The organism is Shewanella psychrophila (assembly GCF_002005305.1).
Lineage (GTDB): Bacteria > Pseudomonadota > Gammaproteobacteria > Enterobacterales > Shewanellaceae > Shewanella > Shewanella psychrophila.
In genome coordinates, this window is record NZ_CP014782.1 from 1,302,138 (window position 1) to 1,328,711 (window position 26,574).

At 44.5% G+C, this 26,574-nt stretch carries 22 protein-coding genes, 2 tRNA genes, 1 pseudogene and 1 riboswitch; of the genes and pseudogenes, 8 read left to right on the forward strand and 17 right to left on the reverse strand.

Annotated elements, in window-relative coordinates:
* From thiS to sps_RS05850, 5 genes are all read right to left on the reverse strand, one after another.
* Complete coding sequence (gene thiS / locus sps_RS05830) at positions 1 to 243, reverse strand: sulfur carrier protein ThiS (protein ID WP_077751680.1); 243 nt, start codon at positions 241 to 243, stop codon at positions 1 to 3.
* Positions 244 to 1,071: a HesA/MoeB/ThiF family protein gene (locus sps_RS05835; RefSeq protein ID WP_077751681.1), complete on the reverse strand. Its 828-nt coding sequence runs from the start codon at positions 1,069 to 1,071 to the stop codon at positions 244 to 246.
* Positions 1,058 to 2,635, reverse strand: a complete 1,578-nt coding sequence (gene thiE / locus sps_RS05840) for a thiamine phosphate synthase (protein WP_077751682.1) — start codon at positions 2,633 to 2,635, stop codon at positions 1,058 to 1,060. Before thiE ends, sps_RS05835 begins: the two co-directional genes overlap by 14 nt.
* A gap of 4 nt (positions 2,636 to 2,639) precedes the next feature.
* Complete coding sequence (gene thiC, locus sps_RS05845; RefSeq protein WP_237158001.1) at positions 2,640 to 4,616, reverse strand: phosphomethylpyrimidine synthase ThiC; 1,977 nt, start codon at positions 4,614 to 4,616, stop codon at positions 2,640 to 2,642.
* Positions 4,617 to 4,845: 229 nt separating this feature from the next.
* Positions 4,846 to 4,944, reverse strand: a riboswitch (TPP riboswitch).
* A 178-nt stretch (positions 4,945 to 5,122) separates the two neighbouring features.
* The gene (locus sps_RS05850) at positions 5,123 to 6,184 is read right to left on the reverse strand and encodes a hypothetical protein (protein WP_149027222.1); all 1,062 of its coding nucleotides are present in this window, start codon (positions 6,182 to 6,184) and stop codon (positions 5,123 to 5,125) included.
* A gap of 345 nt (positions 6,185 to 6,529) precedes the next feature.
* On the opposite strand from sps_RS05850, the gene trhA reads away from it, so the two are divergent.
* On the forward strand, positions 6,530 to 7,210 hold the full coding sequence (gene trhA / locus sps_RS05855; RefSeq protein ID WP_077751686.1) for a PAQR family membrane homeostasis protein TrhA: 681 nt from the start codon (positions 6,530 to 6,532) through the stop codon (positions 7,208 to 7,210).
* 28 nt (positions 7,211 to 7,238) lie between these two features.
* Here the strand turns inward: trhA and sps_RS05860 are convergent, their stop codons facing one another.
* Entirely contained in the window at positions 7,239 to 7,766 is a 528-nt protein-coding gene (locus tag sps_RS05860) for a DTW domain-containing protein (RefSeq protein WP_077751687.1), read from the reverse strand.
* 175 nt (positions 7,767 to 7,941) lie between these two features.
* Here sps_RS05860 and sps_RS05865 point away from each other — a divergent pair, with 175 nt between their 5' ends.
* Positions 7,942 to 9,381, forward strand: a complete 1,440-nt coding sequence (locus tag sps_RS05865; protein WP_077751689.1) for a HAMP domain-containing sensor histidine kinase — start codon at positions 7,942 to 7,944, stop codon at positions 9,379 to 9,381.
* A 34-nt stretch (positions 9,382 to 9,415) separates the two neighbouring features.
* On the opposite strand, the gene def is transcribed toward sps_RS05865, so the two are convergent.
* A complete protein-coding gene (def, locus tag sps_RS05870; protein WP_077751690.1) occupies positions 9,416 to 9,907 on the reverse strand; it encodes a peptide deformylase in 492 nt (163 codons plus the stop codon).
* A gap of 182 nt (positions 9,908 to 10,089) precedes the next feature.
* On the opposite strand from def, the gene sps_RS05875 reads away from it, so the two are divergent.
* The 3 genes from sps_RS05875 to sps_RS05885 all read left to right on the forward strand — a co-directional run bounded on the left by sps_RS05875 (position 10,090) and on the right by sps_RS05885 (position 13,566).
* On the forward strand, positions 10,090 to 11,811 hold the full coding sequence (locus sps_RS05875; RefSeq protein ID WP_077751691.1) for an MFS transporter: 1,722 nt from the start codon (positions 10,090 to 10,092) through the stop codon (positions 11,809 to 11,811).
* A 435-nt stretch (positions 11,812 to 12,246) separates the two neighbouring features.
* Complete coding sequence (locus tag sps_RS05880) at positions 12,247 to 12,573, forward strand: MGMT family protein (protein WP_077755562.1); 327 nt, start codon at positions 12,247 to 12,249, stop codon at positions 12,571 to 12,573.
* Positions 12,574 to 12,807: 234 nt separating this feature from the next.
* Positions 12,808 to 13,566, forward strand: a complete 759-nt coding sequence (locus sps_RS05885; protein ID WP_077751692.1) for a DUF3108 domain-containing protein — start codon at positions 12,808 to 12,810, stop codon at positions 13,564 to 13,566.
* 94 nt (positions 13,567 to 13,660) lie between these two features.
* Here the strand turns inward: sps_RS05885 and sps_RS05890 are convergent, their stop codons facing one another.
* The gene (locus sps_RS05890; RefSeq protein ID WP_077751693.1) at positions 13,661 to 14,452 is read right to left on the reverse strand and encodes a class II glutamine amidotransferase; all 792 of its coding nucleotides are present in this window, start codon (positions 14,450 to 14,452) and stop codon (positions 13,661 to 13,663) included.
* A gap of 248 nt (positions 14,453 to 14,700) precedes the next feature.
* On the opposite strand from sps_RS05890, the gene fadE reads away from it, so the two are divergent.
* A complete protein-coding gene (gene fadE / locus sps_RS05895; protein ID WP_077751694.1) occupies positions 14,701 to 17,148 on the forward strand; it encodes an acyl-CoA dehydrogenase FadE in 2,448 nt (815 codons plus the stop codon).
* A 162-nt stretch (positions 17,149 to 17,310) separates the two neighbouring features.
* Here the strand turns inward: fadE and sps_RS05900 are convergent, their stop codons facing one another.
* The 7 genes and pseudogenes from sps_RS05900 to dnaQ all read right to left on the reverse strand — a co-directional run bounded on the left by sps_RS05900 (position 17,311) and on the right by dnaQ (position 23,344).
* A complete protein-coding gene (locus sps_RS05900; RefSeq protein ID WP_077751695.1) occupies positions 17,311 to 19,218 on the reverse strand; it encodes a cation:proton antiporter in 1,908 nt (635 codons plus the stop codon).
* 152 nt (positions 19,219 to 19,370) lie between these two features.
* Positions 19,371 to 19,582, reverse strand: a pseudogene (locus tag sps_RS28660) (transposase); the annotation flags it as partial.
* 18 nt (positions 19,583 to 19,600) lie between these two features.
* A protein-coding gene (locus sps_RS05905; RefSeq protein WP_169915688.1) for an IS630 family transposase occupies positions 19,601 to 20,633 on the reverse strand; the annotation gives its coding sequence in 2 pieces (ribosomal slippage) (positions 19,601 to 20,168 and positions 20,167 to 20,633; 1,035 coding nt in all).
* A 150-nt stretch (positions 20,634 to 20,783) separates the two neighbouring features.
* Positions 20,784 to 20,860, reverse strand: a tRNA-Asp gene (locus sps_RS05910).
* A gap of 68 nt (positions 20,861 to 20,928) precedes the next feature.
* A tRNA-Asp gene (locus sps_RS05915) sits at positions 20,929 to 21,005 on the reverse strand.
* Positions 21,006 to 21,136: 131 nt separating this feature from the next.
* On the reverse strand, positions 21,137 to 22,468 hold the full coding sequence (locus sps_RS05920; RefSeq protein WP_077751696.1) for a TIGR03503 family protein: 1,332 nt from the start codon (positions 22,466 to 22,468) through the stop codon (positions 21,137 to 21,139).
* Positions 22,469 to 22,615: 147 nt separating this feature from the next.
* A complete protein-coding gene (gene dnaQ / locus sps_RS05925) occupies positions 22,616 to 23,344 on the reverse strand; it encodes a DNA polymerase III subunit epsilon (RefSeq protein WP_077751697.1) in 729 nt (242 codons plus the stop codon).
* A 68-nt stretch (positions 23,345 to 23,412) separates the two neighbouring features.
* On the opposite strand from dnaQ, the gene rnhA reads away from it, so the two are divergent.
* Positions 23,413 to 23,877 (forward strand): ribonuclease HI, encoded by a 465-nt coding sequence (gene rnhA, locus sps_RS05930; RefSeq protein WP_077751698.1) that lies wholly within the window; start codon positions 23,413 to 23,415, stop codon positions 23,875 to 23,877.
* Between the two features lie 13 nt (positions 23,878 to 23,890).
* On the opposite strand, the gene sps_RS05935 is transcribed toward rnhA, so the two are convergent.
* Together sps_RS05935 and sps_RS05940 are read right to left on the reverse strand one after the other, a co-directional pair.
* Positions 23,891 to 24,787 (reverse strand): LysR substrate-binding domain-containing protein, encoded by an 897-nt coding sequence (locus tag sps_RS05935; RefSeq protein ID WP_077751699.1) that lies wholly within the window; start codon positions 24,785 to 24,787, stop codon positions 23,891 to 23,893.
* A 10-nt stretch (positions 24,788 to 24,797) separates the two neighbouring features.
* Positions 24,798 to 25,538 carry a class I SAM-dependent methyltransferase gene (locus sps_RS05940; RefSeq protein WP_077751700.1) on the reverse strand — a complete coding sequence of 247 codons (741 nt, stop codon included), beginning with the start codon at positions 25,536 to 25,538 and terminating at the stop codon, positions 24,798 to 24,800.
* A 182-nt stretch (positions 25,539 to 25,720) separates the two neighbouring features.
* Between sps_RS05940 and gloB the strand changes: the two genes are divergently transcribed.
* A complete protein-coding gene (gene gloB, locus sps_RS05945) occupies positions 25,721 to 26,530 on the forward strand; it encodes a hydroxyacylglutathione hydrolase (RefSeq protein ID WP_077751701.1) in 810 nt (269 codons plus the stop codon).
* Positions 26,531 to 26,574 lie beyond the last annotated feature (44 nt).

The following is a 26,574-nucleotide window of genomic DNA, read 5'->3' on the forward strand; positions in this document are numbered from 1 at the left end:
TTAGCCTCCCGCCACTAGGGCAAATACTTCAAATTTATCGCCATGGCGACACAAGGTCCCTTCCCAGCGTGACTTAGGCAATACTTGTCCGTTACATACGACTGCAACAGAATTAGCGGCAATATTTTGCTGCAGGAGTAAAGATTGTATGCTCAAATCATTCGTCAATACGGTCAGCTCATCGTTGAGCATGACCTTGATTGACGCTTCACTGATATTATTCTCGGGGATTTTGTGACTCATTTATGCCTCTCCTTCACAGTACAAGCTTGGATTGGATGTCCGGGATTGAGCCTTGATTTTATTTTTGATCGGTTCCACTCGTCCACCACATATATGACATTCAAGATCTCGATTCAAATTAGCCTCACGCCATTGCATAGCAAGGCCATCGAACCAGAGTAATTTCCCATGTGGCACAGAGATCCCCAAGAGTAAATTCATCCCAAGTAAAGCCTGCATGGACGCCATCACTCCAACCATAGGGCCTAAAACTCCAACACTCTGACAGGTTTCACTGACGAGAGAATCTTCAGGAAACAGGCATGCATAGCAGCCAGACTCTGGCGATGACTCCATGTCTACGATGAAAATCTGACCATTAAAATTGGCCACCGAAGCCGTGATTAACGGCGCTTTGACTCGAAGGCTGGTTAAATTAATCAATTGACGAGTGCTGAAATCATCGGTGCAGTCGAACACAAGATCCATGTGTGCCAGTAACTCCACACCATTATGTTCGACTAATTTATCGGTCACCGCTTTCACGTTACTACCAGCATACGCATTTAAGAGCTTATGAGCCGCAGTCACTGATTTATACTCGCCGATATCCTGATCACTAAAAAGCAGCTGCCTTGGCAAGTTTGATAACTCAATGATGTCATGATCTATCAGTGTCAAGTTACCCACCCCCGCAGCCGCCAGATACTGTGCGACCAGATGCCCTAGACCACCAACCCCCACAATGGCGACATGAGCCTGTAACAAATTAATCTGACCCGCTTCACCGACATCCGGCAATAAAATTTGCCTAGAGTAGCGCAAAAAATCAGTATTACTGAGAGACATCAGCTTGCTCCCAGGCAGAGGATAAGGCTTGATAGGCGACGCCTGGCTGTTCTGACTCGGTCACGGCTCTTACCACTGCAACATCATCTACCCCAGTGAGCTTAACGGTCTCAATACGGCTGGCGTCTATGCCACCAATTGCTACCAAGGGATAATGTCCCTTAAACAAATTCACATAGTGTTGCAGTTTCATCAGACCTTGGGGCGCTGAGGGCATCACCTTAGTGGTCGTGGGGAAAATATGCCCCAGCGCGATGTAGGAAGGCATTATTTGTGATGCGAGCAAGAGCTCGAAGTAGCTATGGCTCGAAATACCAAGGGCAAGATTTGCGTCAGCGATACGGTTAAGATCGGCATCATAGAGATCTTCCTGCCCTAAGTGCACACCATAAGCGTTATATTTGAGCGCCAACTCCCAATAATCATTGATAAATACCTTCGCCTGATAATCCCGGCCTAAAGTGATAGCTTGCGCTATTTTATCTTCAAGATGAGGCTCCCCTGCATCCTTTATCCTAAGTTGAATCGTTTTAGCCCCAGCTCTGAGTAAGGTTTCTAGCTGTGACAATTGAGACACCACAGGATAGAGTCCCAACCGCTCATCTATTGCCTTAAACTTGATCCCAGATGGAAGTGAAGGCCCATCGTCTAAGCTAGAAATAATCGGAAAATCATTCAAATCATTAGGCCATCCAGTACGTGATAGGGGACCAGGGCCCTCACCTACAGGGTAACTGTGCTTTATTCCGGCAGTCACATAGGCTTTAGCGACGGCTATAGCATCATGAAGCACAAAACCTGAGGCCATTACGCTGGCAATAGCAGAGCTTAGCGTACAGCCAGTGCCATGGTTATTGTTCGATGGGATACGTTGACTCGATAGCAAGAAACTACGGTGTTGATGCATTTCAGAGCAAGCGGTAACGCGGGTGCAAACAAAAATATCTTGAGCTGCGTTAGCGCGCCAGGCAGGCCCTTTATCCCCTCCTTTAGCCAATACATTAGTCTCGAGCAATTGGGACAAGTCTTTGGCCGCGAGATGATACTGGGACATGTCATCTAAGGTTCGCCCCACCAGCTCTCCGAGCTCAAAGGCATTTGGGGTGATCAAGGTGAGCAAGCCTGTAAAGGGAGTAAAGTCGAGCCGACTTTCATCTCCATCGAATCGGTCACCGCAACTGGCTATCATAACGGGATCTAAGATAACCGCGACCTCAGTACCATTGCGCTTCATGTGGTCATGAAGATCCAAGGCAAGCCAGCGACTCAAGAGATCTATTTGATGCTGATTTGCCAGCAGACCTATCTTTATCGCTTTGGGTGGCAAGTCTTGCAGCAAGGTATCGAGTTGAGCCAGCAGCATCTCATCTGAGACAGGCTCAACCAAATTAACCGCTACTGAACTTTGGGCCGTTAATGTCGTGATCACAGTGCAAGCATGACAAGCGAGATCGTTCATGGTAGCGAGATCCGCCTGAATACCTGCACCGCCGCCACTGTCAGAGCCTGCTATTGACCAAACAACAGGCTTTAAAGCCGACAAGGTCAGCTCTAAATTTGCCATTAGATTATCCCTCAACCTCATCGAGTACAGGTTTAGCTGCACCGGCTTCATGATATAGGGCTGCGCCCTTAGCCTTAAACTCAGCAGACATAATGGCCATCCCCTTCTCTCTACCCATATCAGAACTTAAATCGGCAGTACTTCTCGCCTTAAACTCATCATTGGTTTGTATTTCAAGTTTCTGAGCCGCAGCATATTCACGCACCTCTTGGCTGATCTTCATCGAACAGAATTTAGGTCCACACATGGAGCAGAAATGCGCCACCTTAGCCGATTCCTGAGGCAAAGATTCATCGTGATAGGCTTTTGCGGTTTGTGGATCCAATCCCAGGTTATATTGATCTTCCCAACGGAACTCGAAACGCGCCTTAGATAAAGCATTGTCGCGAATTTGCGCCGTCGGGTGCCCTTTAGCCACATCACCAGCATGAGCCGCAATTTTATAGGCAATTAATCCCTGCTTCACATCTTCCTTGTTCGGCAATCCAAGGTGCTCTTTAGGCGTCACATAACAGAGCATAGAGCAACCAAACCAAGCGATCATCGCCGCCCCAATGCCTGAGGTAAAGTGATCATATCCAGGTGCGATATCTGTCGTTTGTGGGCCTAAAGTATAGAAAGGCGCTTCATCACACACTGCTAACTGTTTATCCATATTCTCTTTAATAAGGTTCATAGGGATGTGGCCAGGACCTTCTATGATCGTCTGCACATCATATTGCCAGGCGATCTTAACCAGTTCGCCTAAGGTCTCGAGCTCGGCAAACTGCGCCTCATCGTTCGCATCAGCGATGGAACCCGGACGCATGCCGTCACCGAGAGATAACGACACATCATAGGCGGCGCAAAGCTTACAAATATCTCTGAAGTGCTCGTAGAGGAAATTTTCCTGATGATGGGACAAACACCATTTTGCCATGATGGAGCCACCGCGTGAGACGATCCCCGTCAGGCGATTTGCCGTCATAGGCACATAGCGCAGTAATACGCCGGCATGAATAGTGAAATAATCGACCCCCTGCTCAGCCTGCTCAATCAAGGTATCCTTAAACACATCCCAGGTCAGATCTTCGGCGACACCGTTCACTTTCTCTAAGGCCTGATAGATTGGCACAGTCCCGATAGGCACCGGAGAGTTGCGAATGATCCACTCGCGGGTCTCATGGATATAACGTCCGGTAGACAGATCCATCACAGTATCCGCGCCCCAACGGGTAGACCAGACCAGCTTCTCGACTTCCTCTTCAATAGATGAGGTCACCGCCGAGTTGCCGATATTAGCATTGACCTTAACCAAGAAATTCCGGCCTATGATCATGGGTTCGGCTTCGGGATGGTTGATGTTCAACGGAATAATCGCACGGCCTCTGGCAATTTCGCTTCTGACAAACTCGGGGGTGATCGGCTCAGAAATCGAAGCGCCGAAACTTTCGCCAGGAGCCTTGCGGGTCAATACCTCGTCGGTGATCTCAGACTGTGCCATGTTTTCGCGAATGGCGATATATTCCATTTCAGGGGTAATAATCCCTTTTCTGGCATAATGTAACTGAGTCACACACTGACCTTGTTTCGCCTTTCTTGGAGGAAGTAGAGAATCGAACCTCAGGTGATCTAAGCCATCATCTGCGAGTCTTTGCTGAGTAAAACCAGAACTGGCACCGATAAGTTGCTCAGTATCATCACGTTCTACAATCCAGTTATTTCTGAATTTATCCAAGCCACGGCGGACATTAATATTGGCATCAGGATCTGAATATGGCCCGGCGCAGTCATAGACTTTTAGCGGTGCATTGGGCTCCAAAATAGGATCCGTTTCTGTTCCGCCCACCATGGTATCCGACAGGAGAATTTGGCGCATACCGACACGAAGATCTTCGCGACTACCGGTTAAATAAACTTTCTCAGAATTAGGGTGCTGTAACGGCTTTAGGGTATCGATGAACTCTTGAGCTTGAGCTCGGGTTTCGCGGCGGTTTGACATAAGCAATCTCACTTTAATTGAAATGAAGTTGCTTGCCTGGAGAGTTGAATAGCAGACACGAGAACAAAGTCTCGAAGTCACAGACAATGACAATAAACGGATCTATTCTGAAACCAGATACTAAGACTCCAGATCGTCGTCTCAAAAGTTGAGGCGATAACTCTAAAATTAGCAGGCGTTGAATCAAAATATAATGATTCAATGAATACAGAAATTCACACGATTTATGGACATTATCATGCTTGTTTCCTTCGCAGGTTTTAACCTGATCAGGTTCAACGGATCCCGAATAAACGGTCTCAGCCAATAGGCACTCCGACAAGATGTGAGCAGTATAATCTTAAAACATGAAAGTTAACAAGGCTTTTGTAAAGATATGGAATCGAAAAATATCACAGAAGTAAAATAAATAACCCGTTGAATTTAAATAAAATAAATTTAATTCGCAAAACTAAAGTATAAAAATTTATTTTACCATTAAATTATTTCATCATTATAACGATGACTTAATGGATCTTTCTATGCACCTTTTTTGCTATAGCCCGCATTAACGCCGCCGCAACAGAGTCACCATCACAGCGAAATGGATAACCTAGATTCTCCGCATGGGGATTAATTGGGTTGGGGGTTTTCACGATTCGGTAGCAAGTATTACCCTTTTTGACGATTCGATTAGGATCTAACTCATTATCCAAGGACTCAGCATCACTCCAGATATCAAGTTCGGGGAGTTCGAGAATGAACATCTCACCATCCATCTCACTGAGTGTTTTAGTTTGGGTATATTGATTGGCTTGCTCCACAGAAAGCTCATTGAGTGACACCTCTCTTTGACGAGAAAGGTATTCTTGAGTTGAGGCACTGAACGTCGACATGTTAAGCCTCTCGCTCTCGTCATTCTTGCTATAGGCCGAGGAAGAAAAATAAGCAGGTTTACTCACAGATAACGCTTTCTTTGACGTGGAAAAATCTTGCTTAACCAGAGGGTGTTTAATTTCTTTTACCACTCGATCCTGTACCACAGATTTCTGCGCTAATCTCTCTTCTATCACAGGTTTGTCGTCCCTTACGGCTGACATCATCTGCTTTGAGTTCTCCTTAGGCTGAACTTGTTGCAAACCACCCTGTGTCAAATCATCTGCTGCGAGTTGAGGCGATGGAGCTTCACTCTTTACTCGTTTTGATTTTTCTTGCGCTATCACTGGAGCTTGAAAATACATATAGGCGCTTAATTGAGGAACCTCAGATTCAGTGCCATTGATCTTGCTTTCCGGGTATAACAAAGGAGCTGGGGTCCAGAGCAAATCTAAGATAAACATCATTACCAGATGAAAAATAATGACAAGAATTATCACCAATAACCAGGAAATTCTGCGCTTGTTGGTAACAGGATTAACATGCTCATTTGCAGATAAGATAAAGGGTCTAAGCTGATCGCTAAGCTCTGGAAGCTCGACAGCAGCATCAAACTGAATATCCAGATCCGCGGCACAGGTACTTGCCTTTAGTCCCTTCAGTTCATCTCTGTCTTCATTAACTAACACTTCCTCTATCTGAAACGCCTTCAATAACATCATCCCTGTGGTTTATCATTGTCACTTCACTTACATTGAGTGACGAACTCATTGCCAGAATCTTAATCTAGGCCCTATAACGATAAAATTAGGATTCCTAATGAGCCATAAAGTTCATTCTAATGGCTACTGAATCAGGTTACTCATGATGAGCAAACTGGCCATAATCAGTCAATCATCTGGTTTTCCCTTGGAAATAAGTTAGGAAGCAATGCAAAAGAGCATAAAGGTTTTAATTTAACCAACAAACAAATCAGGCTTACACGTGTACGCTCAAGTGTGGTTTTATGCTGGTTATGCTGTTAGACTCCACCGAAACGATTTATGAGAAAAATTTCTATGGCATTAGAACAATCATTAGCCCAGCAATCATCGACAGTCTCAGTTAATAGCAGTGGATATACCCATAAAGAAGAGATGGCAAACAGCATAAGTCATGGTCTGGGGATTGTAGCTGGGATTATAGGGCTCATTCTTTCACTGATGAAGGGTCAACAAACACTGGATAGCGTTCAATTATTCGGACTGGTTGTCTACTGTTCCAGCATCATCTTACTTTTCTCCTGCTCGACCTTATATCACTCAGTCTCCTCTCCTATTTGGAAGCACAGACTTAAGATTGCCGATCATTGCGCCATCTACTTTTTAATCGCCGGTACCTATACTCCTCTGATGCTTATTGCACTGAATGGTACCAAGGCAAATATTATTCTCATCGCCATCTGGTCTCTGGCATTTGGTGGGGTAATATTTAAAACCCTGTTTATCAGTCGTTTTAAGAGACTCAGTGTTGCCCTTTATTTATTGATGGGCTGGCTATGCGCAACGGTAATGAATGAGCTGATCGATTCGATGACAGAGCTAGGTTTTCAGTTATTAATTTTGGGCGGATTATTTTACAGTGTTGGGGTAATTTTTTATGTAGGTAAACGCATTCCCTATAACCACGCGATATGGCACCTATTTGTTCTCGCTGGCGCGGTAAGCCATTTCTTCTGTGTTTACTTCACCCTGATTTAAGCCGCAAAAATTAGATATATCTAGACTGTCAGCCGTCTTGAAAATCACGGAAAGCTTGTGTCAATAGCTCAGCCTCTTCAGGTTTATTTTTTAACTCGAGTAGGCTGATGATACACTCTATGGTGCACAGGCCCCCTTCAATCTGATTACGTCTCAGCGTAAAACCTGAATCTGCCTGCTCAGTTAAGGCAAACTTATCAGCAGCCTTAAGATATGGGCTTTGTCTCATCATCTTACGGGCCTCTTGCCAAGTTGCATCTAAGATGATGAGGGTATCAGGTACATGATCGAGATAGACTTCTGATTTACCCACCAAAGGCGCCAGCTTATCTTTTTCACCTAAGTCTAAGCTGACATCAGCGTGGCATGAGTCCGTCGGCTTTGGAAAAAGCACCGCGGCACTATGGCTAAGGATTAATTCTATCAAGACTTGATCCGGCGCTACCCTCGACCAAATAACTCTCCGACACCATTGAGGAAATACTTGTAAAGCAAGTGATCCAGTATTGGTTGGACGCTGTACTTCTCTCTCATGTGTTAACAAGACCAAGTTCATCTATTTTTACTCTTATCATTATTCATGCATAAAAATATGAAAGTCATTAAAGGAAAACCCACCTTAGGCAGAGATTGCTCACCTATTTACGCTCTTGTACTAGGAAAATCCACTACTGTGAGATAAAATCAGACGATAACAATTCTCATTCCCACAGATAAAGTCAAAGTGTATTATGTTCATAAATAAAACCGGGCTATTTTCAAGCCTGCAACTTAAGCTATTCAGTTACTTTGCCTTTTCATTATTGGCTATTTTACTTATCGCTACAGGGATTGAAAGGGTGGTGATCAACCGATTACTGACTCTGCCTCAATCCACTCAGGCGCAAATTAACGACTTGGCATTACAAGCAACCGACTTAGTCAACAAGGGGGAGCTGGCATCATTGACAAGATGGGAAAATAATCAGGAATTTCGTGTTTATGTGCTAGACAAAGACCTTACTTCTATCACCAAATCAGCATTGCATCCACATTTCATCTTTAAATTACAATATATGCGTCAACTCCATCTCCCTATGGGTAACAGTGTCAGAAAACCGTTAATCGGTATCCCACTGCCTAATGCACACTTTAGCAATGGTCCCTTAACGTTAGTGGTGCAACTAAAACCCGAACTCCATCCGGCTCAAAAACTCACCCAAAGTTTGTGGATTATTCGTGTTCTGGTGGGAATATCGGTATTACTGGTATTTACTTCCATTTTAACCCGTTACTTAATTACGCCCCTTAAACATTTAAAAATGGGCACTCAAGCTCTGGCAAGTGGCAGATTAGACACTAGAATCGCACAACATTTCTCAGTTAACGAGCCGGAGTTTTATCACCTCGCTACAGAGTTCGACCATATGGCAGAGCAAGTACAGCAGTCGATGCAAAACCAAAAGCGTTTATTGAGAGATGTGTCCCATGAACTGAGAACCCCCTTAGCCAGACAGGAACTCGCACTACACCTCTTGGCGAAGCAAGCGAGTCCTGAGCAGAGTAAGTTTGTAAAACGTTTAGGACAAGAAAATCAACAAATGGCGTCCCTAATCACTAGCATCTTAGATTACAGTCGACTCAATAATGCCTATGTGGAGTTAACTTACGCTTTGGTTTCCTTAAAGGATATTCGTTCGAGAGTCTTGTCAGATATCCAGTTTGAAGCTAAAGATGGTCAGACCATCACTTGGACGGAGTTAGGCCGTGACTTGAGTATCATGACTGACGCCAGTTTTCTTATTCGCGCCATCGATAATGTACTGAGAAATGCGCTCAAATATGCAGGTGAACACTGTAACGTAGTCATTAACTCACATGTCTGCGACGGCAAGTTGGTTATCGATATACAAGATGACGGTCCCGGGATCCCAGAAAGTGAATTAGATAACCTTTTCAACCCCTTTACCAGAATGGATGAAGCCAGACACTCTAGTCAGGGGGGATACGGTCTGGGGCTCGCGATAGTGAAACAGAGCCTTAAACTGCTGGGGGGGGAAGTGAATGCCACAAACCAATATAGAGGGGGTCTATGTATCAGCTTTAACTTGCCCTTAAATCTCATGGAGACAGCAAAAGCCGAATGTCTCCATGCCATGAAGCAGCAAAACTATGAGGTATCAACCAGCTGAGTCGAGAAAATTGTTAAGCTGGAACTTATTTTACTCAGCCGTATTTCTTCACTTTCTTGAGTGCTATTTGCTGCTTAAGTTTCGACAGATGGTCGGTAAAAACTATGCCTTGCAGATGATCCATTTCATGCTGTAATACAATAGCTAAGAATGTATCAGTCTCAATTTCAAACGCTTTACCGGTACGATCCAACGCTTTGACTGTGACTTTCTCACTTCGAGCCACCTTAGCGCGATAGCCAGGGATCGATAGACAGCCCTCCTCGCCCATATAATCACCTTGTGTTGCCACAATTTCTGGATTAATCAGCACCTGAGGTTGATCTCTTTCTTCTGACAGGTCTATGACTAAAATGGCGTGCTGACTACCGACTTGTGTCGCCGCCAGCCCTATTCCATCTTCGGTGTCATACATGGTCTCTAGCAGATCATCTATAAAACCTTGAACCGCATCTATGTCTTCAACGACGCGAGCTTTGCGTTTGAGACGTTCATCGGGAATAGTTAAAATATCGAGTACGGCCATCGTTAGATCACATTATGTAAAAATTTGGCGCCATTATGACCGAATAAGCGCTAAAGGCAACTCCATAGCGCTCAAAATCTCATCAGTCACCTTGCCGTTTTTAACCTTATTGTCACATTACTTGAATTCCTACATATATGGGGATAGCATAGATAAATCGTATAAAATATACAGGACGTAGTATGACACAAGTGACTCGTACCCCCTTGCCCAAGACATTCTTTGTCGCCAACACCATGGAGATCTTCGAACGTCTTGCCTGGTATGGATTTTTTACCCTGTCATCCCTCTACATGACCTCACCTTCTCAACAAGGAGGTTTAGGTTTCAGTGATCAAGAACGTGGATTACTGCAAGGCATGATCCCTTTCTTCCTTTACTTATTTCCTGTCGTCACAGGTGCTTTGGCTGATCGATACGGTTACCGTAAGATGTTTTTAATAGCCTATGCCATCATGTGTCCAAGTTACTTCATTCTGGGACAAGTTGATTCTTTTGCAGGTTTCTTCATCGCCTTTATGGGCGTAGCACTCGGTGCAGCCTGTTTCAAACCAGTGGTTACTGGCACCGTTGCCCGTACGACCGATGATACCAACCGCGGCTTAGGTTTCGGAATTTTCTATATGATGGTCAACATCGGTGGGTTTCTCGGCCCCTTCATTGCTGGCTATGTTCGAGCAATAAGCTGGGACTGGGTGTTTATCATGTCATCATTCTGGATTGCGGTTAACTTTATACCCGCCTTACTCTTCTACAAGGAACCCACAGATCAAAATGCTCAGAAAGGCAAACCACTCAAAGCCGTCTTCGCCGATATACAGGAAGTACTGGGTAACTTACGCTTCGCGTTGCTCTTCTTTGGGACTCTGATCATCCTCATGTCTTATGGCGCTAAATGGCTATCGGGACAAACCACACTCTTGGTTTATCTAGCCTGGTTTTCGGGGCACTATCTGTGGAACTTGAAAGGTAAGTCTGATTTGACCGCACCTTGGTATAAGCAAAAAATAGCTATCGGTAATAAGCCATTCGTGATCTATTTACTCATTTTGTCTGGTTTCTGGATGGTCTATCAGCAAATTTTTATCACGCTACCTATCTATATTCGTGACTTTGTCGATACCTCAGATCTCATCGCTATCATGGCCTCTTATCCGAATCTTCTCAGTTTCCTGGCTCCGGTCGATCTTTCAAGCTTACAAACTGAGATCACCAGACTGTCAGCCGCTTTAGTTAATCAGGAGCTCACGGCTCAGGCCGCTTACTTTGACCTGGTACATTACAAAGTCATGGTGCCCGTATCTGAACTAAGCCTAGGGCTAAATGCGATAGCTGCCGATCCTTCTCAAGCTGAAGCTTATGCAAATGCCTGGTCTACAGAGTATCGCCAGATTAACCCTGAATATATGATAGGCCTTAACTTCCTATCTATCGTATTCTTACAGTTAATAGTGAGCCGTTTTGCAGAGAAATTCCAGGCTTTACCTGTTCTGGTTGCCGGGACTGTGATCATTGCCTTCGGCACTGCTTTGGGTGGCGTGGCCCACGGTGCCATCATGGGGGGCGTCATGGTGCTGACTTCTATCTTGGTCTTCTCTATTGGAGAGATGGTAGCCTCACCTAAGAGTCAGGAATATGTCGCCAGTTTTGCACCACACGACAAGAAAGCCATGTTCATGGGTTACTACTTCGTCTCATCAGCCATCGGCTTCCTACTGGCTGGCCCCTTGTCAGGCTATCTCTATTCAGAGGTGGCAAAACAAGCACAAAGGCCGGATTTGATGTGGTACATAATAGGTGCCTTCGGTTTAATCACAGCACTAGGCCTTGTCTTGTTCCACAAGTTTGGTGTCATGAAAACGCCAACTCATAAGCCTGTGGCTAATGAAGTCGAGGTGGTTTAACCGAAGCATTAGCCAATTAAGACCCCATAAAGTAATCTAAGAAGCCCATAACTCATTGATGAGTTATGGGCTTCTTATCATCACTGTATTTTTCACTATACCTTTTACAGTACTTTGCCGACGCTAAACAGAAAGTAGAAAACCTACACCTCCAATAAAAATCTAAGTGTTTATCATCAATAGTCCGTTACTTTATTAATGTTATAACCCATTACTATCAGTTAAATTAATCGTGACAAGTTAACCTTAAGAAGGACAGATACAAGCCAAGATCCCGATTAAAACTCCTTTAAACTAGCGAGTTAAAGATGAAGAGGATATGATGATTCAAATGGTCATTACATGGCACAAGAGAGTATGACGAGGCTTAATAGACAATGTACATCTCCCAATCAAGACGCTAATTCCCCGTCAACCATAGCGGCCAAGTCCCCCATGGAAAAAATCTGGTTCATTGTAGCCATGCTCCCAAAGGGTCAAGTAAGTTGCTACGGTAAGGTCGCCGATTTAGCAGGATTACCCGGTAGAGCAAGATATGTGTCTAAAGCATTAAAGATGGCCCCCGACACATTAAACCTGCCATGGCACAGGGTCATCAACAGCCAAGGAAAGATCTCTTTTAAACCTGATACCCAAGCATTTAGAACACAAATGCAGTTACTCAGATTAGAAGGTGTTGAGGTCAACCGAGGGAAAATATCTTTAGCCAAATTTGAATGGCGGCCAGATATGGCGACACTGGTTTTACAACTGCCGTTTTAACTGAACATAATCAGTAATCGGGTGTTGAAGCCAAGTGAAAGTAAGCTCAATGAACCAAAAAACAGATTTATTGTCTGACTTATTGTCTGGCCTAAGCTTTACTCCATTAATGATTAGCCAATTTAGAACCAATATCGCGCTAAGATATAGCCAGTAAGAAGTCGCCACATAGGGCATAGTCCAGTAAAACAAATATTATTTTATCAATGTACATTTAAGGAGACTTCATTGTCCATGGGTCAGCGTTTAGCATTAGCCACCAATTTATTCCTTTTCAGCTTCTATGTGGCTGCGGCTCCGAGTCCGTTAACCCCACAAACAGCAGAGTATCAGGTTAATTATGGCAGTATTGAACTAGGAAAGGCGCGCTACCAGCTCCCTAAAGCCGAAGGCAATCTCTATCATTACCGTTTCGATAGCGATGTTAGCTTACTGGTATTATCAGACAGGCGTAATGTGCGCAGTGACTTCATACGCGAAGGCAACCAACTCACTCCCATGCGATATACCCATAACAGGAAAGGAACCGGCCCCGGCTTTCAAGAACAAGCCGCCTTTGCCAAAGCACAAGCAGTCGTTCACAGTCGCTATAAAGATGAAAAGTCTAAGCTAGATTATACCGATATTTTATACGATCCTCTCATGGTGCAGCTGCAATTCCGACTCGACTTGACCCAAGGAAAAGAAAACCTTCACTATGCCATGGTCAAAGAGGGAGAAGTCGATGAGTATGATTTTCGGATCATAGGTAAGGAGAGAATGAATATCGAGAGTGGTAGCTATGAAACCATCAAGGTTGAAGTGGTCAGAGACAGCAAGAAACGCCAGACCTTCTTTTGGATGGCACCGGATCTTGGGTACCTACCCGTGCGTCTAACCCACTTCGAAAAAGGCAGTAAACAGCTAGATATAAAACTACTTAACTATCATTTTTCTTCAGAGCAAACGGTAAAAACTGACGAAGCTGCAACTGATTCAAGTATACAGCCATAAACAAGCAACAAGTCTGTGAAATACATTCATCATAAAAAGGAGCATAACCAATTTTGCTATGCTCCCTAGACTAATTCCCTACATAGCGTAATAATCAGCCTTGAGCATCTTCATCAAGAATCAATACACCTTTACGGAATAATTTCCAATCCCCAGGCGCTAAAATATGCCACTCCTCATCCTTAGTGAGGGGACGAGTCGCAATCACTGTGACGATATCGCCAGGAGTGGTCTCTTTATCAAAGTCTATCACCACATCGGTATCAATAAGCTTAGCCTTACCGAAAGGGGCTTTACGGGTGATATAGCAGAGATTATTACTGCAATAGCTCATCAAATGAGCACCATCGGTCAAGATCATATTAAATATGCCCAAAGCACGAATTTCATCGGCTAGCTTGGCGATAAACTGATACACCAAGGTGATATCTTCAGGCTCTTGCTCACCAAATTTGTCAACCACCTTCTCTAAGAGCCAGCAAAATGCCAACTCACTATCTGTATCACCCACAGGCTGAAACCTGGAAACAGAAAATGTGTCTTGATAATCGCTTAACTGGCCATTATGAGCATAGGTCCAATATCGCCCCCAGAGTTCACGAGTGAATGGATGCGTATTTTCCAGAGACACGCATCCGCGATTCGCCTGACGAATATGACTAACGACCACTTCACTCTTAATCGGATAGCTTTGAATGAGCTCAGCGATGTGAGACTCACTGCTAGGACGTGCATCTTTAAAAGTACGACTACCTTTTCCCTCATAAAAGGTGATCCCCCATCCATCAACATGGGGGCCGGTGACACCACCTCTTTGAGCCAGGCCGGTAAAGCTAAATACGATATCTGTCGGCACATTAGCGCTCATGGCAAGGAGTTCACACATTAATTCAACCCTTAAATTACATCTGTAATATTTAAATTCTAACGCATTCTAACTATTTGAAGCAGAAAGTGGAATCACGACTTTGACAATTTTTCTAAACGTTTGTTTGAAAAAAAACTTGTATTAAATTTCACATAGGTTTAAATTTTATGCGACACAGGTCAGACCACAACCTATAATTGTGATAATGATCAGAAAAAGTTCTGGCCTCAGTACAATATTCAGGTCGCACCTTAAGGAGAATAACAGTGACAAGCTTACTATGGATCCTCGCGTTTCTTTTTGTGTTAGGCGCACTCGCCTACCTAAGAGTTTCGTTGCTAACATCTAGCATCATTGCCGCAGTCGTTATGGCTGTCGGTTCAGCAACTGAAGTCGTGAGTCCCCTATCGTGGATCATCTTCTTAGCCATCGCCCTACCACTGAATATCAGTGCATTTCGTAAAAATTTCCTCACGAGACCATTATTGAAAATCTATCGTGGCATCATGCCTGAGATGTCTTCTACCGAGAAAGAAGCCATTGAAGCCGGAACCACATGGTGGGAAGCCGATCTATTTGCCGGAAATCCAGACTGGAAGAAACTCCACAACTATCCGGTAGCCAGATTGAGTGCTGATGAGCAAGCCTTCTTAGACGGTCCTGTTGAAGAGGTGTGTAAGATGCTTAATCAGCATCAGGTCTCACATCAACTCGGTGATCTTCCCGTGGAGATTTGGCAATACCTAAAAGATAATGGTTTCTTCGCCATGATCATCAAGAAGAAATATGGTGGTCTGGAATATTCAGCCTACGCACAATCACGAGTCTTACAAAAGCTTGCGGGTCTTAGCAGTGAACTCGCCTCAACCGTCGGCGTGCCTAACTCTTTAGGCCCAGGCGAGCTTTTACAACACTATGGCACACCCGAGCAGCAAGACCATTACTTACCTAGACTGGCTCAAGGTCTGGAAGTCCCCTGTTTTGCACTCACGAGTCCTGAAGCTGGCAGTGATGCTGGTGCTATTCCTGACTTTGGTATTGTGTGTAAAGGTCAGTGGGAAGGTGAAGAAATTCTAGGTATGAAATTAACCTGGAACAAACGTTATATTACGCTCGCCCCAGTCGCCACCGTGCTGGGTCTGGCGTTTAAATTACGCGATCCGGATCAGTTATTGGGTGACAAGGCAGAGCTAGGCATCACTTGTGCCCTCATACCTACGGATATGGAAGGCGTTGAAACTGGGCGTCGTCACTTCCCGCTCAACTGTATGTTCCAAAACGGTCCAACCAAAGGTAATGAAGTCTTTGTGCCTTTGAGCTTCATCATAGGTGGTCCGGAAATGGCAGGACAAGGCTGGCGCATGTTGGTCGAATGTCTGTCTGTAGGGCGTGGTATCACCTTGCCTTCAAACTCAGCGGGGGGCATCAAGACGGCGGCAGTGGCAACGGGCGCTTATGCGCGTATCCGTCGTCAGTTTAAACTACCTATCGGCAAGCTTGAAGGTATCGAAGAACCCATGGCGCGTATCGGCGGTAACGCCTATCTGATGGACGCTGTGACGAGTCTAACCACAACGGGCATAGACTTAGGCGAAAAACCTTCGGTTATTTCTGCCATCGTGAAATTCCACCTGACCGACAGAATGCAGAAGTGTGTGATTGACGCCATGGACATCCACGGTGGTAAGGGGGTCTGTTTAGGCCCGAATAACTACTTAGGTCGAGGCTATCAGGCTGCTCCTATCGCTATTACGGTGGAAGGCGCTAACATTTTGACTCGCTCTATGATCATTTATGGTCAAGGTGCTATTCGTTGTCATCCTTACGTCATCGCCGAAATGGAATCAGCATTCGATACCGATGCAAACCGCGGCCTAAACACCTTTGATTCTGCGCTATTTGGTCATATCGGCTTTACCATCAGTAATCTGGTTCGCAGTTTCTGGCTTGGACTCACCTCTTCAAGGTTCTCCAATGCGCCCTATTCAGATAAAACAAAACGTTATTATCAACAGATGAACCGTTTTAGCGCTAACTTAGCTCTGCTCTCAGATCTGGCGATGGCGACACTAGGCGGTGAACTGAAACGTAAGGAACGCATATCGGCTAGATTAGGCGACTTACTCAGTCAGCTCTATCTCACCTCTGCCACCCTTAAGCGTTATCAAGATGAGGGACGTCAGACTGAAGACTTGCCATTGGTTCAGTGGGCCGTCGAGGATTCATTATATAAATTACAAGAGTCACTGGACGATCTGCTCAACAACTTCCCTATGGGACTGGGCTTTATCCTTCGAGGCATTATCTTCCCATTCGGTCGTCCATTGAAGAGACCTAGCGATGTGTTAGATCATAAAGTGGCTACCATAATGCAAACACCTTGTGCCAGCCGTGAGCGCTTAGGCAAAGGCCAATTCTGGACCCCATGTGAGAATAATCCCGTCGGTGTGCAGGAGCAGACCTTCAAAGACATTCTCGCCTGTGAGCCATTACATGCCAAGGTATCTAAGGCTGCAGGTAAGCGTATTCCATTTATGTGGCTTGATAAAGTGGCCGCACAAGGGAAAGCATTAGGTGTACTCACAGACGAGGAAATTGACCTGCTTGAACGTGCCGAGGTCGGTCGTTTGAAGTCTATCAATGTGGATGATTTCGACGCCGATGAGTTGAAGGCCATGGGGATAAACAAACCAAGCCATGAACAGGCAGCTTAATCGAGCTACGACGATTTATAGTTAATCAATAAAAAAGGAGGCTCACGCCTCCTTTTTTATCTTATACCCATCGCTGTTAAAAGTACTCAAGCGCTATCAGTATCTACTACGACTCGCTGTTAGCAAATTCTTAAAGCATGGACTCTTCTCTTGGGAGCAGCTTCAATCAGCTTGTCTACTTTCATTTTCCATACCGGGTTTTGCCTTAGCTTCATGGCTAAGCTCATCTTGAGCAAGTTGATCCGCCGCTTTAGATCCCAGTAATAGAGCACGTTCCTTAGCCAGCAGCTGCGCTTCTATGGGTAGCAAGCTAATCAACTCTATGCCACTCGCTAACTTATCGGCAGGACCTGTGTAGATATTCACTTTACCTGCCTGAATGTACACCAATGGCATGGCGCTTTCTCCATATCTGGCGATAAAATCATCGAAACTGAAGCTGTCGGTAATATTAGTGCTTTTTATCAGGGCGCCTTTCGATATTAAACTGGCAAGTTTGGCATAGGTAACTGACTCACCAAATAAACATAAACGCGCTAAATATGATTCAGACAGCTGATGCCTGGCACTCGTCCCTTCAATATTGTTGAGTCCATAGACCTTATTGGTGCCAAGCAAATCTTGATAATGAAAGCTCACCAATGGATTGAGCTGACGGTAGGGAGAGATCACCAATAAGCGCCCTATTCCCGTCATATCGAGAAAGTTACTGGCATGTTCGGAAGTTGGATTACCAAAATATACAGGAATATTGTCCATCCTAGCCAGCCGAATATTGTCCCAGTTATTATCAGCTAGTGTCACTGTGATATTTTTAGACTTAAGCACTTTTGCCAGTTCACGGGAAAAAGCCGAGGCACCAAAAATAAGCAGCCCTTGTGAGGATCCCGAACCCACACCTAAATATCTCGCCCACACGCCAGCAGTTAGGCTTTGCACCACAACTGTACCTATGATTATTAGGAAGACTAAAGGTACGATAAGATTAGCTCCCGGGACACCTAAGCTTTCAAGTTTAATAGCAAAGAGTGACGATACTGCAGCAGCCACTATGCCTCTAGGAGCCATCCAACATAGAAACCACTTATCATTGCGCTTAAGTGATGTCCCGATCCCACAAGCCCAGACACTCAGCGGTCTAGCGATAAACATCACCACAGCTAATAATACTAACCCTTGCCAACCTAAGTTAAGTAATGCATCAGAATCCAGACGGGCCGCCAACAAGATAAACAGTGCCGAGATAAGCAGTACAGTTAATGTTTCCTTAAACTCGATAATATCCGAGATATCTATGCCCCGCATATTAGCCAGCACAATTCCCATCACAGTCACAGTGAGTAATCCCGACTCCTCCTGTATCAGATTCGAGCCGACAAATACCCCTAGCATGATAGTTAACACCCCGGCATTCTTAAGATAATGAGGCAATAAATTCTGCTTGATAATGACGCCTACCAAATAACCTGTGATCGCCCCAAAGCCTATTCCTATCCCTAACATGTAACCTAAAGCATGTAAGACATGAACCGTTGGATCTGCCGCGACAGCTATGTATTCAAACACCAATACAGCAAGGAGAGCTCCGATAGGATCGATAACGATTCCTTCCCAGCGTAGAATTCGAGCGAGTTCTGATTTTGGTTTAATACTCCTTAGCATAGGGACTATCACAGTGGGTCCTGTCACGACAACTAAAGCGCCGAAGAGTAATGCCATCTCCCATTGAAAATCCATCAAGAAATGCGTTGCCGAAGCGATACAAGCCCAAGTGATCAAGGTGCCTAGCGTCACAAGGTTAGTGACCATACGACCATGATCTTGGATCTCTTTGAAGTTAAGGGTTAGTGCACCCTCAAACAATATGACTGCCACACCTAATGAAATAATGGGGAATAACAGATCACCAAAAATGGCATCTGGATTGAGTATATTGAGACCGGGTCCCAGCAAGAGTCCACAGAGTAAGAGAGGCAAAATGGCGGGTAAGCGTAACTTCCATCCAATCCACTGACACAAGAGTGAAAGAACACCTAACAAACCTAACATGGCAGTGATCTGCTCAACCATAATATTTATCCTTAAACAGTGTTATCAGTATAGATAACAAGATCTCTTATGTTGACCTAATATAGGCCTATCATGGTTTCTCGAAGTAATTAATTTCAAACCTAACCGGGAATTGTATCGAGATAATTAAGTAATACCATTCCATCTTAACATTAAGTCATAATTGCCCAATCCCTTCGGCATAGTGACATCACTCTTTTTGTATCACTAATGAGGCTGTTCCAAGCAATCGAACAGGCGTCCACTATATCTTCGTAACCTTTGAAACTGAGATTAGCAAGGTGATGTTGTCGTCGTAACCAACTCCATACTTGTTCTATTGGGTTAACTCTGGTGAATACGGAGGTAACTTGATGATACTTAATACCATTCCATCTTAACATTAAGTCATTATTGCCCAGTCCCTTCGGCATAGTGACACCACTCTTTTTGTATCACTAATGAAACAGTTCCAAGCAATCGAACAGGCATCCACTATATCCTCGTAACCTTTGAAACTGCGATTAGCAAGGTGATGTTGTCGTAACCAACTCCATACTTGTTCTATTGGGTTTAGCTCTGGTGAGTACGGAGGTAACTTGATGATACTTAGATTATTAAATTCATCCGCTATATCATCGGTATGCCAACCTGCACCATCCATCACAACAACAGCATGTCGACCAGCCTTTGTTCTTTGGGATATCAGTGATAGATGTTGACGCATAATGTCCTTACTTAGGTATGGCGTAATTATCGCTTCAGTCTCTCCTGTTTGTGGGCAAACAGCACCAAAGAAATGGACATATTCAAATTGCTGCTGACGCACAGCTCTTGGACGCGTCCCTTTTCTCGCCCACAAGCGTGTCGTACTATTTTGTTGACCAAATCGAGCCTCATCCTGAAACCAAATATCTACCCGTTCAAGCGCCACACTACCAGGGATGTTAAGGATCGTTTCCAGTTGGAACTTTTTTAAAAGCCATTTGGGCTTCAGGTGATTGCTTTGGATGCTTAGAACGACTAGTTATCCAGCTAAAACTTAACTGTTCCAGTAGTTTGTAAATCGCATTCGGGTGGTAGTCGACATTAAAGCGTAGCTGAATATATTTTAGGATAGCGTCACCTGTCAGTCTGCCTCCAGAGGAACTTATGCTTTGTTCTTCTATATATGCACTTAGTTGCTGCTTTTGGCTTGAGGTGAGGTAGCTATCACGGCCCTTATTCTTTTTGGCATCTAATCCTTTGGGGCCGCTCGCAAGATATTTTGCTACCCAGGCGTTAACACTGCCACGGGCTACTTTTAGTCTCTCGGCGACATCTGTTCGGCTATGCCCCTCTAGGAATAAGGCTACTGCCAGTAATCGGATCCGTTTACGCGGCTCTTTTTCTGCTCTAGATAAGATTAAAATCTCTTCAGCGGTATAGTTTTTCAAACGGAGATACGGGTTATTTGCGATACCTATATTAGATCACAACTCATTACTGATTGGTATAAAAAAAGTCGATCGACTCCACATAAATGAATACCCAAGCATATTTCAGGCACAAAAAAGCCCTCATCTTTCGATAAGGGCTTCGTTATTTGGCGGAGCGGACGGGACTCGAACCCGCGACCCCCGGCGTGACAGGCCGGTATTCTAACCAACTGAACTACCGCTCCTAAACTTATTGTCTCTCGGCTTTTAGTTGCTATGTCACTAACAACTAAAATAAATTTAGTAACTTGATTGGCGGAGCGGACGGGACTCGAACCCGCGACCCCCGGCGTGACAGGCCGGTATTCTAACCAACTGAACTACCGCTCCACATCAAGTTGCGGTGAATAATACGTAGGCGAGCATGCCGCGTCAATAGTTATTTTAAACAGACAAACTGATCAGCTAAAAAAGCAGCAATTAGGTGCAAATTACTGCTTTCTGGATATAAAAACCACTCGCTAGCCTTTTCCTTCTTCAGGAGGATCTTCTGGCATGGTCAGATCAATTTCATCTAATGATGGACCTACGTCTTTTTCTTTCTCTTCATCTAACCTTTTTTGAGTTGCGGCTAACGCTTCTTTCAGATTACGTCTCTTACGCCAGATGAGTAATCCAAGTGTCCCTAACACCAATAGTGTTAAATTTACCGTTATGATCCAGAAAACCGCATCATCTTTGGCCTTCTCCTCGGCAATGGCTGCTTTCTTCGCAGCTCTAGCCGCTAACTCTTCGGCTGTAGGCGGTGGTTTAGGGGGCTCAATCAAATTAAAGAAGCGTTCAGGTAAGGCTAATACTATCTCTCGTCCACCTAAGGTTGTCGTTACTGCCATCCCTTTGATTCTATAGCTACCAAAATCTGATACTTCAGGAAGCATTATCTCACTCTGTGAGGATTCCAAATCACTTAATGTAATAGGCAGTTGAAGCCCTGCTGGACCGACTAACTCAAGATCTAAATGTGTCTCAGATAGTTGCACCACGGCTTCATCAACTTTGACATATAGCTTCCAGCGCCCTGTTAAGGGATCTTCTGGTTCAATAATATCTATTTCAATGGGGATAGGTGACAACATAAACTTAAACAGGCTTTCTCGGGTAAACACATTATTCCGCACCTTAACTTGAAAGGTGTAGTGACCCCATGGCTGATTTAAATTAATTTTCCCGGTGAAAATGCCGTCATCGGGTCGTTCGTCTAACCCTTCACCGTAATCTTTATATGAGCCTACTATGAGTGTGCCCGCCGCAAAATTTTCATCTCCAGCGAGATGATCACTGATGAAACGCGCCGTCCATTCAACTAAGTAATCTAGCCCTGGCATTCTTAAACGCTGCTCATCTCCTAAGAGTTGAGCTGTGACCTTCAAGCGTTCGCCTTGAAATAAAGGTTGGGGTAAAGGCTCGACCTTAATACCCAGTTTAGATACCTTTTGAATTTTAGATCCTTCTACGACTCTGCCTATAAGCTGCCAGGGACCCGGCATGGGGTTTTGTATGGTGACGATATCGCCGCTCAAACCATCGACCCATTGTACCTCTTCGGGATGTCTGCTCGCATACCACTTACTGCCATCGGGTAAGACAATGACGACTGGCGAGCTGCCATACTGGCGTTGAATAAACAGGGTAAGACTATCCACCATATGATCTATTCTGAAGCGATTCTTCAATACACTGGCTTCACTGGAAGGCACAATATCGGCCAAAGCCGATGTGGAAAGCACAGTACTTAGCATCATAACTAAGGCAATTAATTTTTTTGTTTTCGAAACAAGGTGATTAACATTCATAAAGGTGACGTCTGTCCTCGTCAAAGATAGTAGAAATTGAATATAGAATGTCGGATATTTTCTGATAGTTATGATGCTAGTTATAGGGCGACTAATAAGCCAGCACCCTTATTTTCTATTTGATATCGCACTAACCCCTTCTCTATCTTATTCACGCCAGGCACAAAGTCCGCCCTTAGCCACAATATCGAGTCGCGCTTCATGCTTAGCTAGTTCATCGGCCGATGCTGAGATCACTTTAAGTTTTGTACGTTCTTGGCTTAATCGTATGATGCCACCAGCCCCCTCGCCTCCGGTTTCGCTCGAAAGATTAAACTTGGTTTGTCCGCCAGTCATCAATAGATAGACATCGGCTAAGATCTCCGCATCTAATAATGCGCCGTGGAGTTCTCGACGTGAGTTATCGATACCATAACGTTTACATAATGCATCCAGGTTATTTTTTTGACCTGGGTGCAAAAACTTAGCAATGGCTAAGGTATCTAGAATGGCACAGATATCTGCCGTTTTAGGGCCTTTGGGCTGTAATAAGCCAAACTCATGGTCCATGAAGCTAATATCGAACGACGCGTTATGAGCCACCACTTCGGCACCATCAATAAACTCGATAAAACTCTGTGCTATCTCGGAAAATTTTGGCTTGTTCGCGACATATTCATTGCTAATACCATGGACTTCAATGGCTTCTTCGTCGATAAGCTGTTGCGGATTAATATATTCATGATAATGACGACCGGTCAAGCGACGATTAATCACTTCGACACAACCAATTTCTATGATTCGATGACCAAGATAGATAGCACCTGCGCTCTGGTTCATACCCGTGGTTTCTGTATCGAGAATGATCTGCCTTTTTGCACTAGAAACTATGTTCATAAATTTTGCTAACACTTCTTAAGTTTTTGGGTATACTCGCCCGATAATCTGTCTATGGTAACAACTTGATGTTAAAACCGCTCTCTATATTTACCGATGGTTCCTGTTTAGGAAACCCAGGCCCCGGAGGTTATGGGGTGGTGATGAAATATAAATCACAAGTCAAGGAACTCTCTGATGGTTTTCTGTTAACCACCAATAACAGAATGGAGTTACTGGCGCCAATCATCGCATTGGAAGCCTTAAAAGTGCCCTGTAAAATCGTGCTCACCAGTGACAGTCAATACATGAGGCAAGGCATCACTCAGTGGATCCACGGTTGGAAAAAAAAGGGCTGGCTCACTTCCGCTAAACAACCGGTCAAGAATGTTGACCTCTGGAAACGTTTAGATGCAGCCACAACATCCCATGAAATTGAATGGCGCTGGGTTAAGGGTCATGCCGGTCATGTGGAAAATGAACGTTGCGACACCTTAGCCAGAGTGGCTGCCGAAGCTAAGCCAACTCAAGAAGATATTGGTTACCCGGTTTAAACCAGACTTATTGCTAAATCGACAAGTTATTAAATTTGGTACAGAAGCCGATAAACGCATCACACAGTGGTGTGAAATTTCGGCTCTTATGGTGAATCTGATAAAACTGTCTCGTTAGCGCTAGCCCTTCCACTTCGATAACAGCCAACTCCTTACGGCTCAGCTCTTTTTCCAGAGTTAACTCTGACAGCACAGCCAGACCGGCCCCCTGTTTGACCGCTTGCTTTATCGCATCGGGCGTACTGAAACTGAATCTTTCAATGGGCTGCATATCCAGAGCATTGGCAGCACTAATAAAGTAATCTCGGGTACCAGAGCCCTCTTCTCTCATGACCCAAGGTTGACCACGTAACTGCATAGGCTTAACCCGCTTCCCCGCTAGAGGATGAGCCGTATGACAGAATATGAGTAAATTATCTTTATGCCAAGCCTCTACTTTAATACGACTGTCGAGACATTGCCCCTCAATAAACCCGACTTCTGTTCTAAATTCCAACACCGATTTTATAACAGCTTGAGTGTTGTCAATATCGAGATCGACGAAGGCGCTGGTGTGCTGCTGACAGAAGGCCACCGCACTTTTTGCCATCAAGTAATTACCAATTGTGGAGCTCGCGCTGACATTTAACGTGCCACTGAGTTCAGCCTCCGAGGATGAGAACAGATGTTCAATCTGCTCCATTTTCTGTAGCGCTTCGGTAGCCAATGGCAGTAAGAGACTGCCTTGGGAGTTTAGCCTTAACCGATTACCGACCCGCTCAAATAATCTGGTATCGAGTTGTTTCTCTAATTCAGATAGGGCCATAGAGGTCGCTGGGGCCGATAGATTCATCATATCGGCGGCTCTGGCAACTTGGCCACTGCGGGCGACAGCTTCAAATATTGATAATTGTTTTAGTGTTATTCGCATTTAAATTCTATTACTTCTGTTTAAAGGTATCGTTTTTTAAAGCGGTTCTTCCTGCCGTAGGAGCCGTAGTCCAATTAGGCTGACGCACTTTCTTCCTTTCGTGTATTGGTGTCAAAGGCGTCTCTAACTTACGCGCCACAATCAAATAGACACTTCCGGTTCCAGGTAACCAAGCCTTGAGTGCGTTTTGCCAGATACTCTCTTTGTGCATTTCACTCAGTAAATGGTGGTGAATGATGCGCTCATCGGCAACCACCTGATAGCCCAGTAACCCAAGCCAATCCTTGACTCTCGATGGGGTAAAAAATCGACCACACCAGGGGAGTTTATTTTGATACTTAGGCAAGGCTTTACCGATAAAAGCCGGACTCAAGGGATTAAAGCCCACAATAAACAGGTAGCCACCGGATATGAGAACTCTGTCTGTTTCACGGAGTAACTTATAAGGATCGGCTTCAAACTCGAGCAACATGTTCATGACAACCGCATCAATAACCCCGTTCTGTATAGGCAACGCATTAAACTCGGCGCGCAAAGATGCATTATCGCCATCAAATAGAGAAAATTGACGACCGATAGGCAGGCCTGGCATGCTCAGTTCTGCGCTTAAGGGACCTAAGCTTAACATATGATATCCAAAAACTTTTGGCCACCATGATTCAAGCTCTTGTTCTACAGTCGCCTTAATTTTCTCTCCATTAGGCAATTGCGACCACGTTCGAGGTACCAGTATTTTTGTGTCATTAAACAAGCAGTACTCCCTTTGTTTGTGCAGCGACTCTGGATAATATACCTAGCTAAACTGCAGTGGTATAATTATAGGGCGATTAACAACATTAAAGCGTTAATCTGTATTGTAAGCAATAAATTTACTTGGTTAACTGAAGCTAGATCCCCAATATGAAAATTACCACCTGATGAGATGAAACATATATGCAAGCAATTGAATCTTCAAAATTAAAAATCACTCCATTAGCTGCATTCAATGATAATTATATCTGGATTATTTCTCAGTATGGTAATCAATCTGTGTACGTAGTCGATCCGGGCGATGCCCAAGTCGTCATTGATTATCTGAATATCAAGCAATTACAACTCGCCGGGATTTTAATCACACATCACCACCATGATCACACTGGCGGTATCGCTACACTCTTAGCCCATACAGGGCACACCATAGAAGTGTATGGACCCGATAATGAAAACATAGATAATCTAAATAACCCACTCTCCTCCAACTGCCAAGGTCAGCGCCATATTACCCTAAAACATTTCAACCAAAGGGTGGATATCATTCCTTTGCCAGGACATACATTAGGTCACATTGGCTATTTGATGGAAGGTGAGCTTTTTTGTGGTGATACGCTATTCAGCGGCGGGTGTGGCAGACTCTTCGAAGGCACACCTAAACAGATGTACCACTCTTTAGAGGCCTTATCCCAGCTTCCTGGCGAGACCCGAGTCTATTGCGCCCATGAATATACCCTAGCCAATCTGAATTTTGCCTTGTCGGTGGAACCGGCTAACCCCGAGCTTGTCCAATATCATAATCTTTGTCTGGATAAACGCAGCAGGCAAGTGGCAACAATTCCAACCAGCATAGCCACAGAGCGTAACATTAACCCGTTTCTACGTTGCAATGCCGACACGATTAAGGCCTCAGTAAATCAACATTTTGTCCAAAATGTGTCAGATCCTGTGGACACTTTTGCTCTTCTCAGGCAATGGAAAGACAATTTCTGAAAAAAAGATTACAATGCAGCGCTAAATAAGTCCCCTTTTCGATT

Bases quoted from the DNA above. Each gene is read 5' to 3' on its own strand.
- sps_RS05900 (WP_077751695.1), bottom strand. From the start codon at position 19,218: ATGGTTGAGCAGATCACTGCCATGTTAGGTTTGTTAGGTGTTCTTTCA.
- sps_RS05920 (WP_077751696.1), bottom strand. From the start codon at position 22,468: ATGAATGTTAATCACCTTGTTTCGAAAACAAAAAAATTAATTGCCTTA.
- sps_RS05835 (WP_077751681.1), bottom strand. From the start codon at position 1,071: ATGTCTCTCAGTAATACTGATTTTTTGCGCTACTCTAGGCAAATTTTA.
- sps_RS05875 (WP_077751691.1), top strand. From the start codon at position 10,090: ATGACACAAGTGACTCGTACCCCCTTGCCCAAGACATTCTTTGTCGCC.
- sps_RS05935 (WP_077751699.1), bottom strand. From the start codon at position 24,787: ATGCGAATAACACTAAAACAATTATCAATATTTGAAGCTGTCGCCCGC.
- trhA (WP_077751686.1), top strand. From the start codon at position 6,530: ATGGCATTAGAACAATCATTAGCCCAGCAATCATCGACAGTCTCAGTT.
- gloB (WP_077751701.1), top strand. From the start codon at position 25,721: ATGCAAGCAATTGAATCTTCAAAATTAAAAATCACTCCATTAGCTGCA.
- thiC (WP_237158001.1), bottom strand. From the start codon at position 4,616: ATGTCAAACCGCCGCGAAACCCGAGCTCAAGCTCAAGAGTTCATCGAT.
- sps_RS05885 (WP_077751692.1), top strand. From the start codon at position 12,808: ATGGGTCAGCGTTTAGCATTAGCCACCAATTTATTCCTTTTCAGCTTC.
- sps_RS05865 (WP_077751689.1), top strand. From the start codon at position 7,942: ATGTTCATAAATAAAACCGGGCTATTTTCAAGCCTGCAACTTAAGCTA.
- thiS (WP_077751680.1), bottom strand. From the start codon at position 243: ATGAGTCACAAAATCCCCGAGAATAATATCAGTGAAGCGTCAATCAAG.
- def (WP_077751690.1), bottom strand. From the start codon at position 9,907: ATGGCCGTACTCGATATTTTAACTATTCCCGATGAACGTCTCAAACGC.
- sps_RS05860 (WP_077751687.1), bottom strand. From the start codon at position 7,766: ATGAACTTGGTCTTGTTAACACATGAGAGAGAAGTACAGCGTCCAACC.
- thiE (WP_077751682.1), bottom strand. From the start codon at position 2,635: ATGGCAAATTTAGAGCTGACCTTGTCGGCTTTAAAGCCTGTTGTTTGG.
- sps_RS05880 (WP_077755562.1), top strand. From the start codon at position 12,247: ATGGAAAAAATCTGGTTCATTGTAGCCATGCTCCCAAAGGGTCAAGTA.
- sps_RS05890 (WP_077751693.1), bottom strand. From the start codon at position 14,452: ATGTGTGAACTCCTTGCCATGAGCGCTAATGTGCCGACAGATATCGTA.
- rnhA (WP_077751698.1), top strand. From the start codon at position 23,413: ATGTTAAAACCGCTCTCTATATTTACCGATGGTTCCTGTTTAGGAAAC.
- dnaQ (WP_077751697.1), bottom strand. From the start codon at position 23,344: ATGAACATAGTTTCTAGTGCAAAAAGGCAGATCATTCTCGATACAGAA.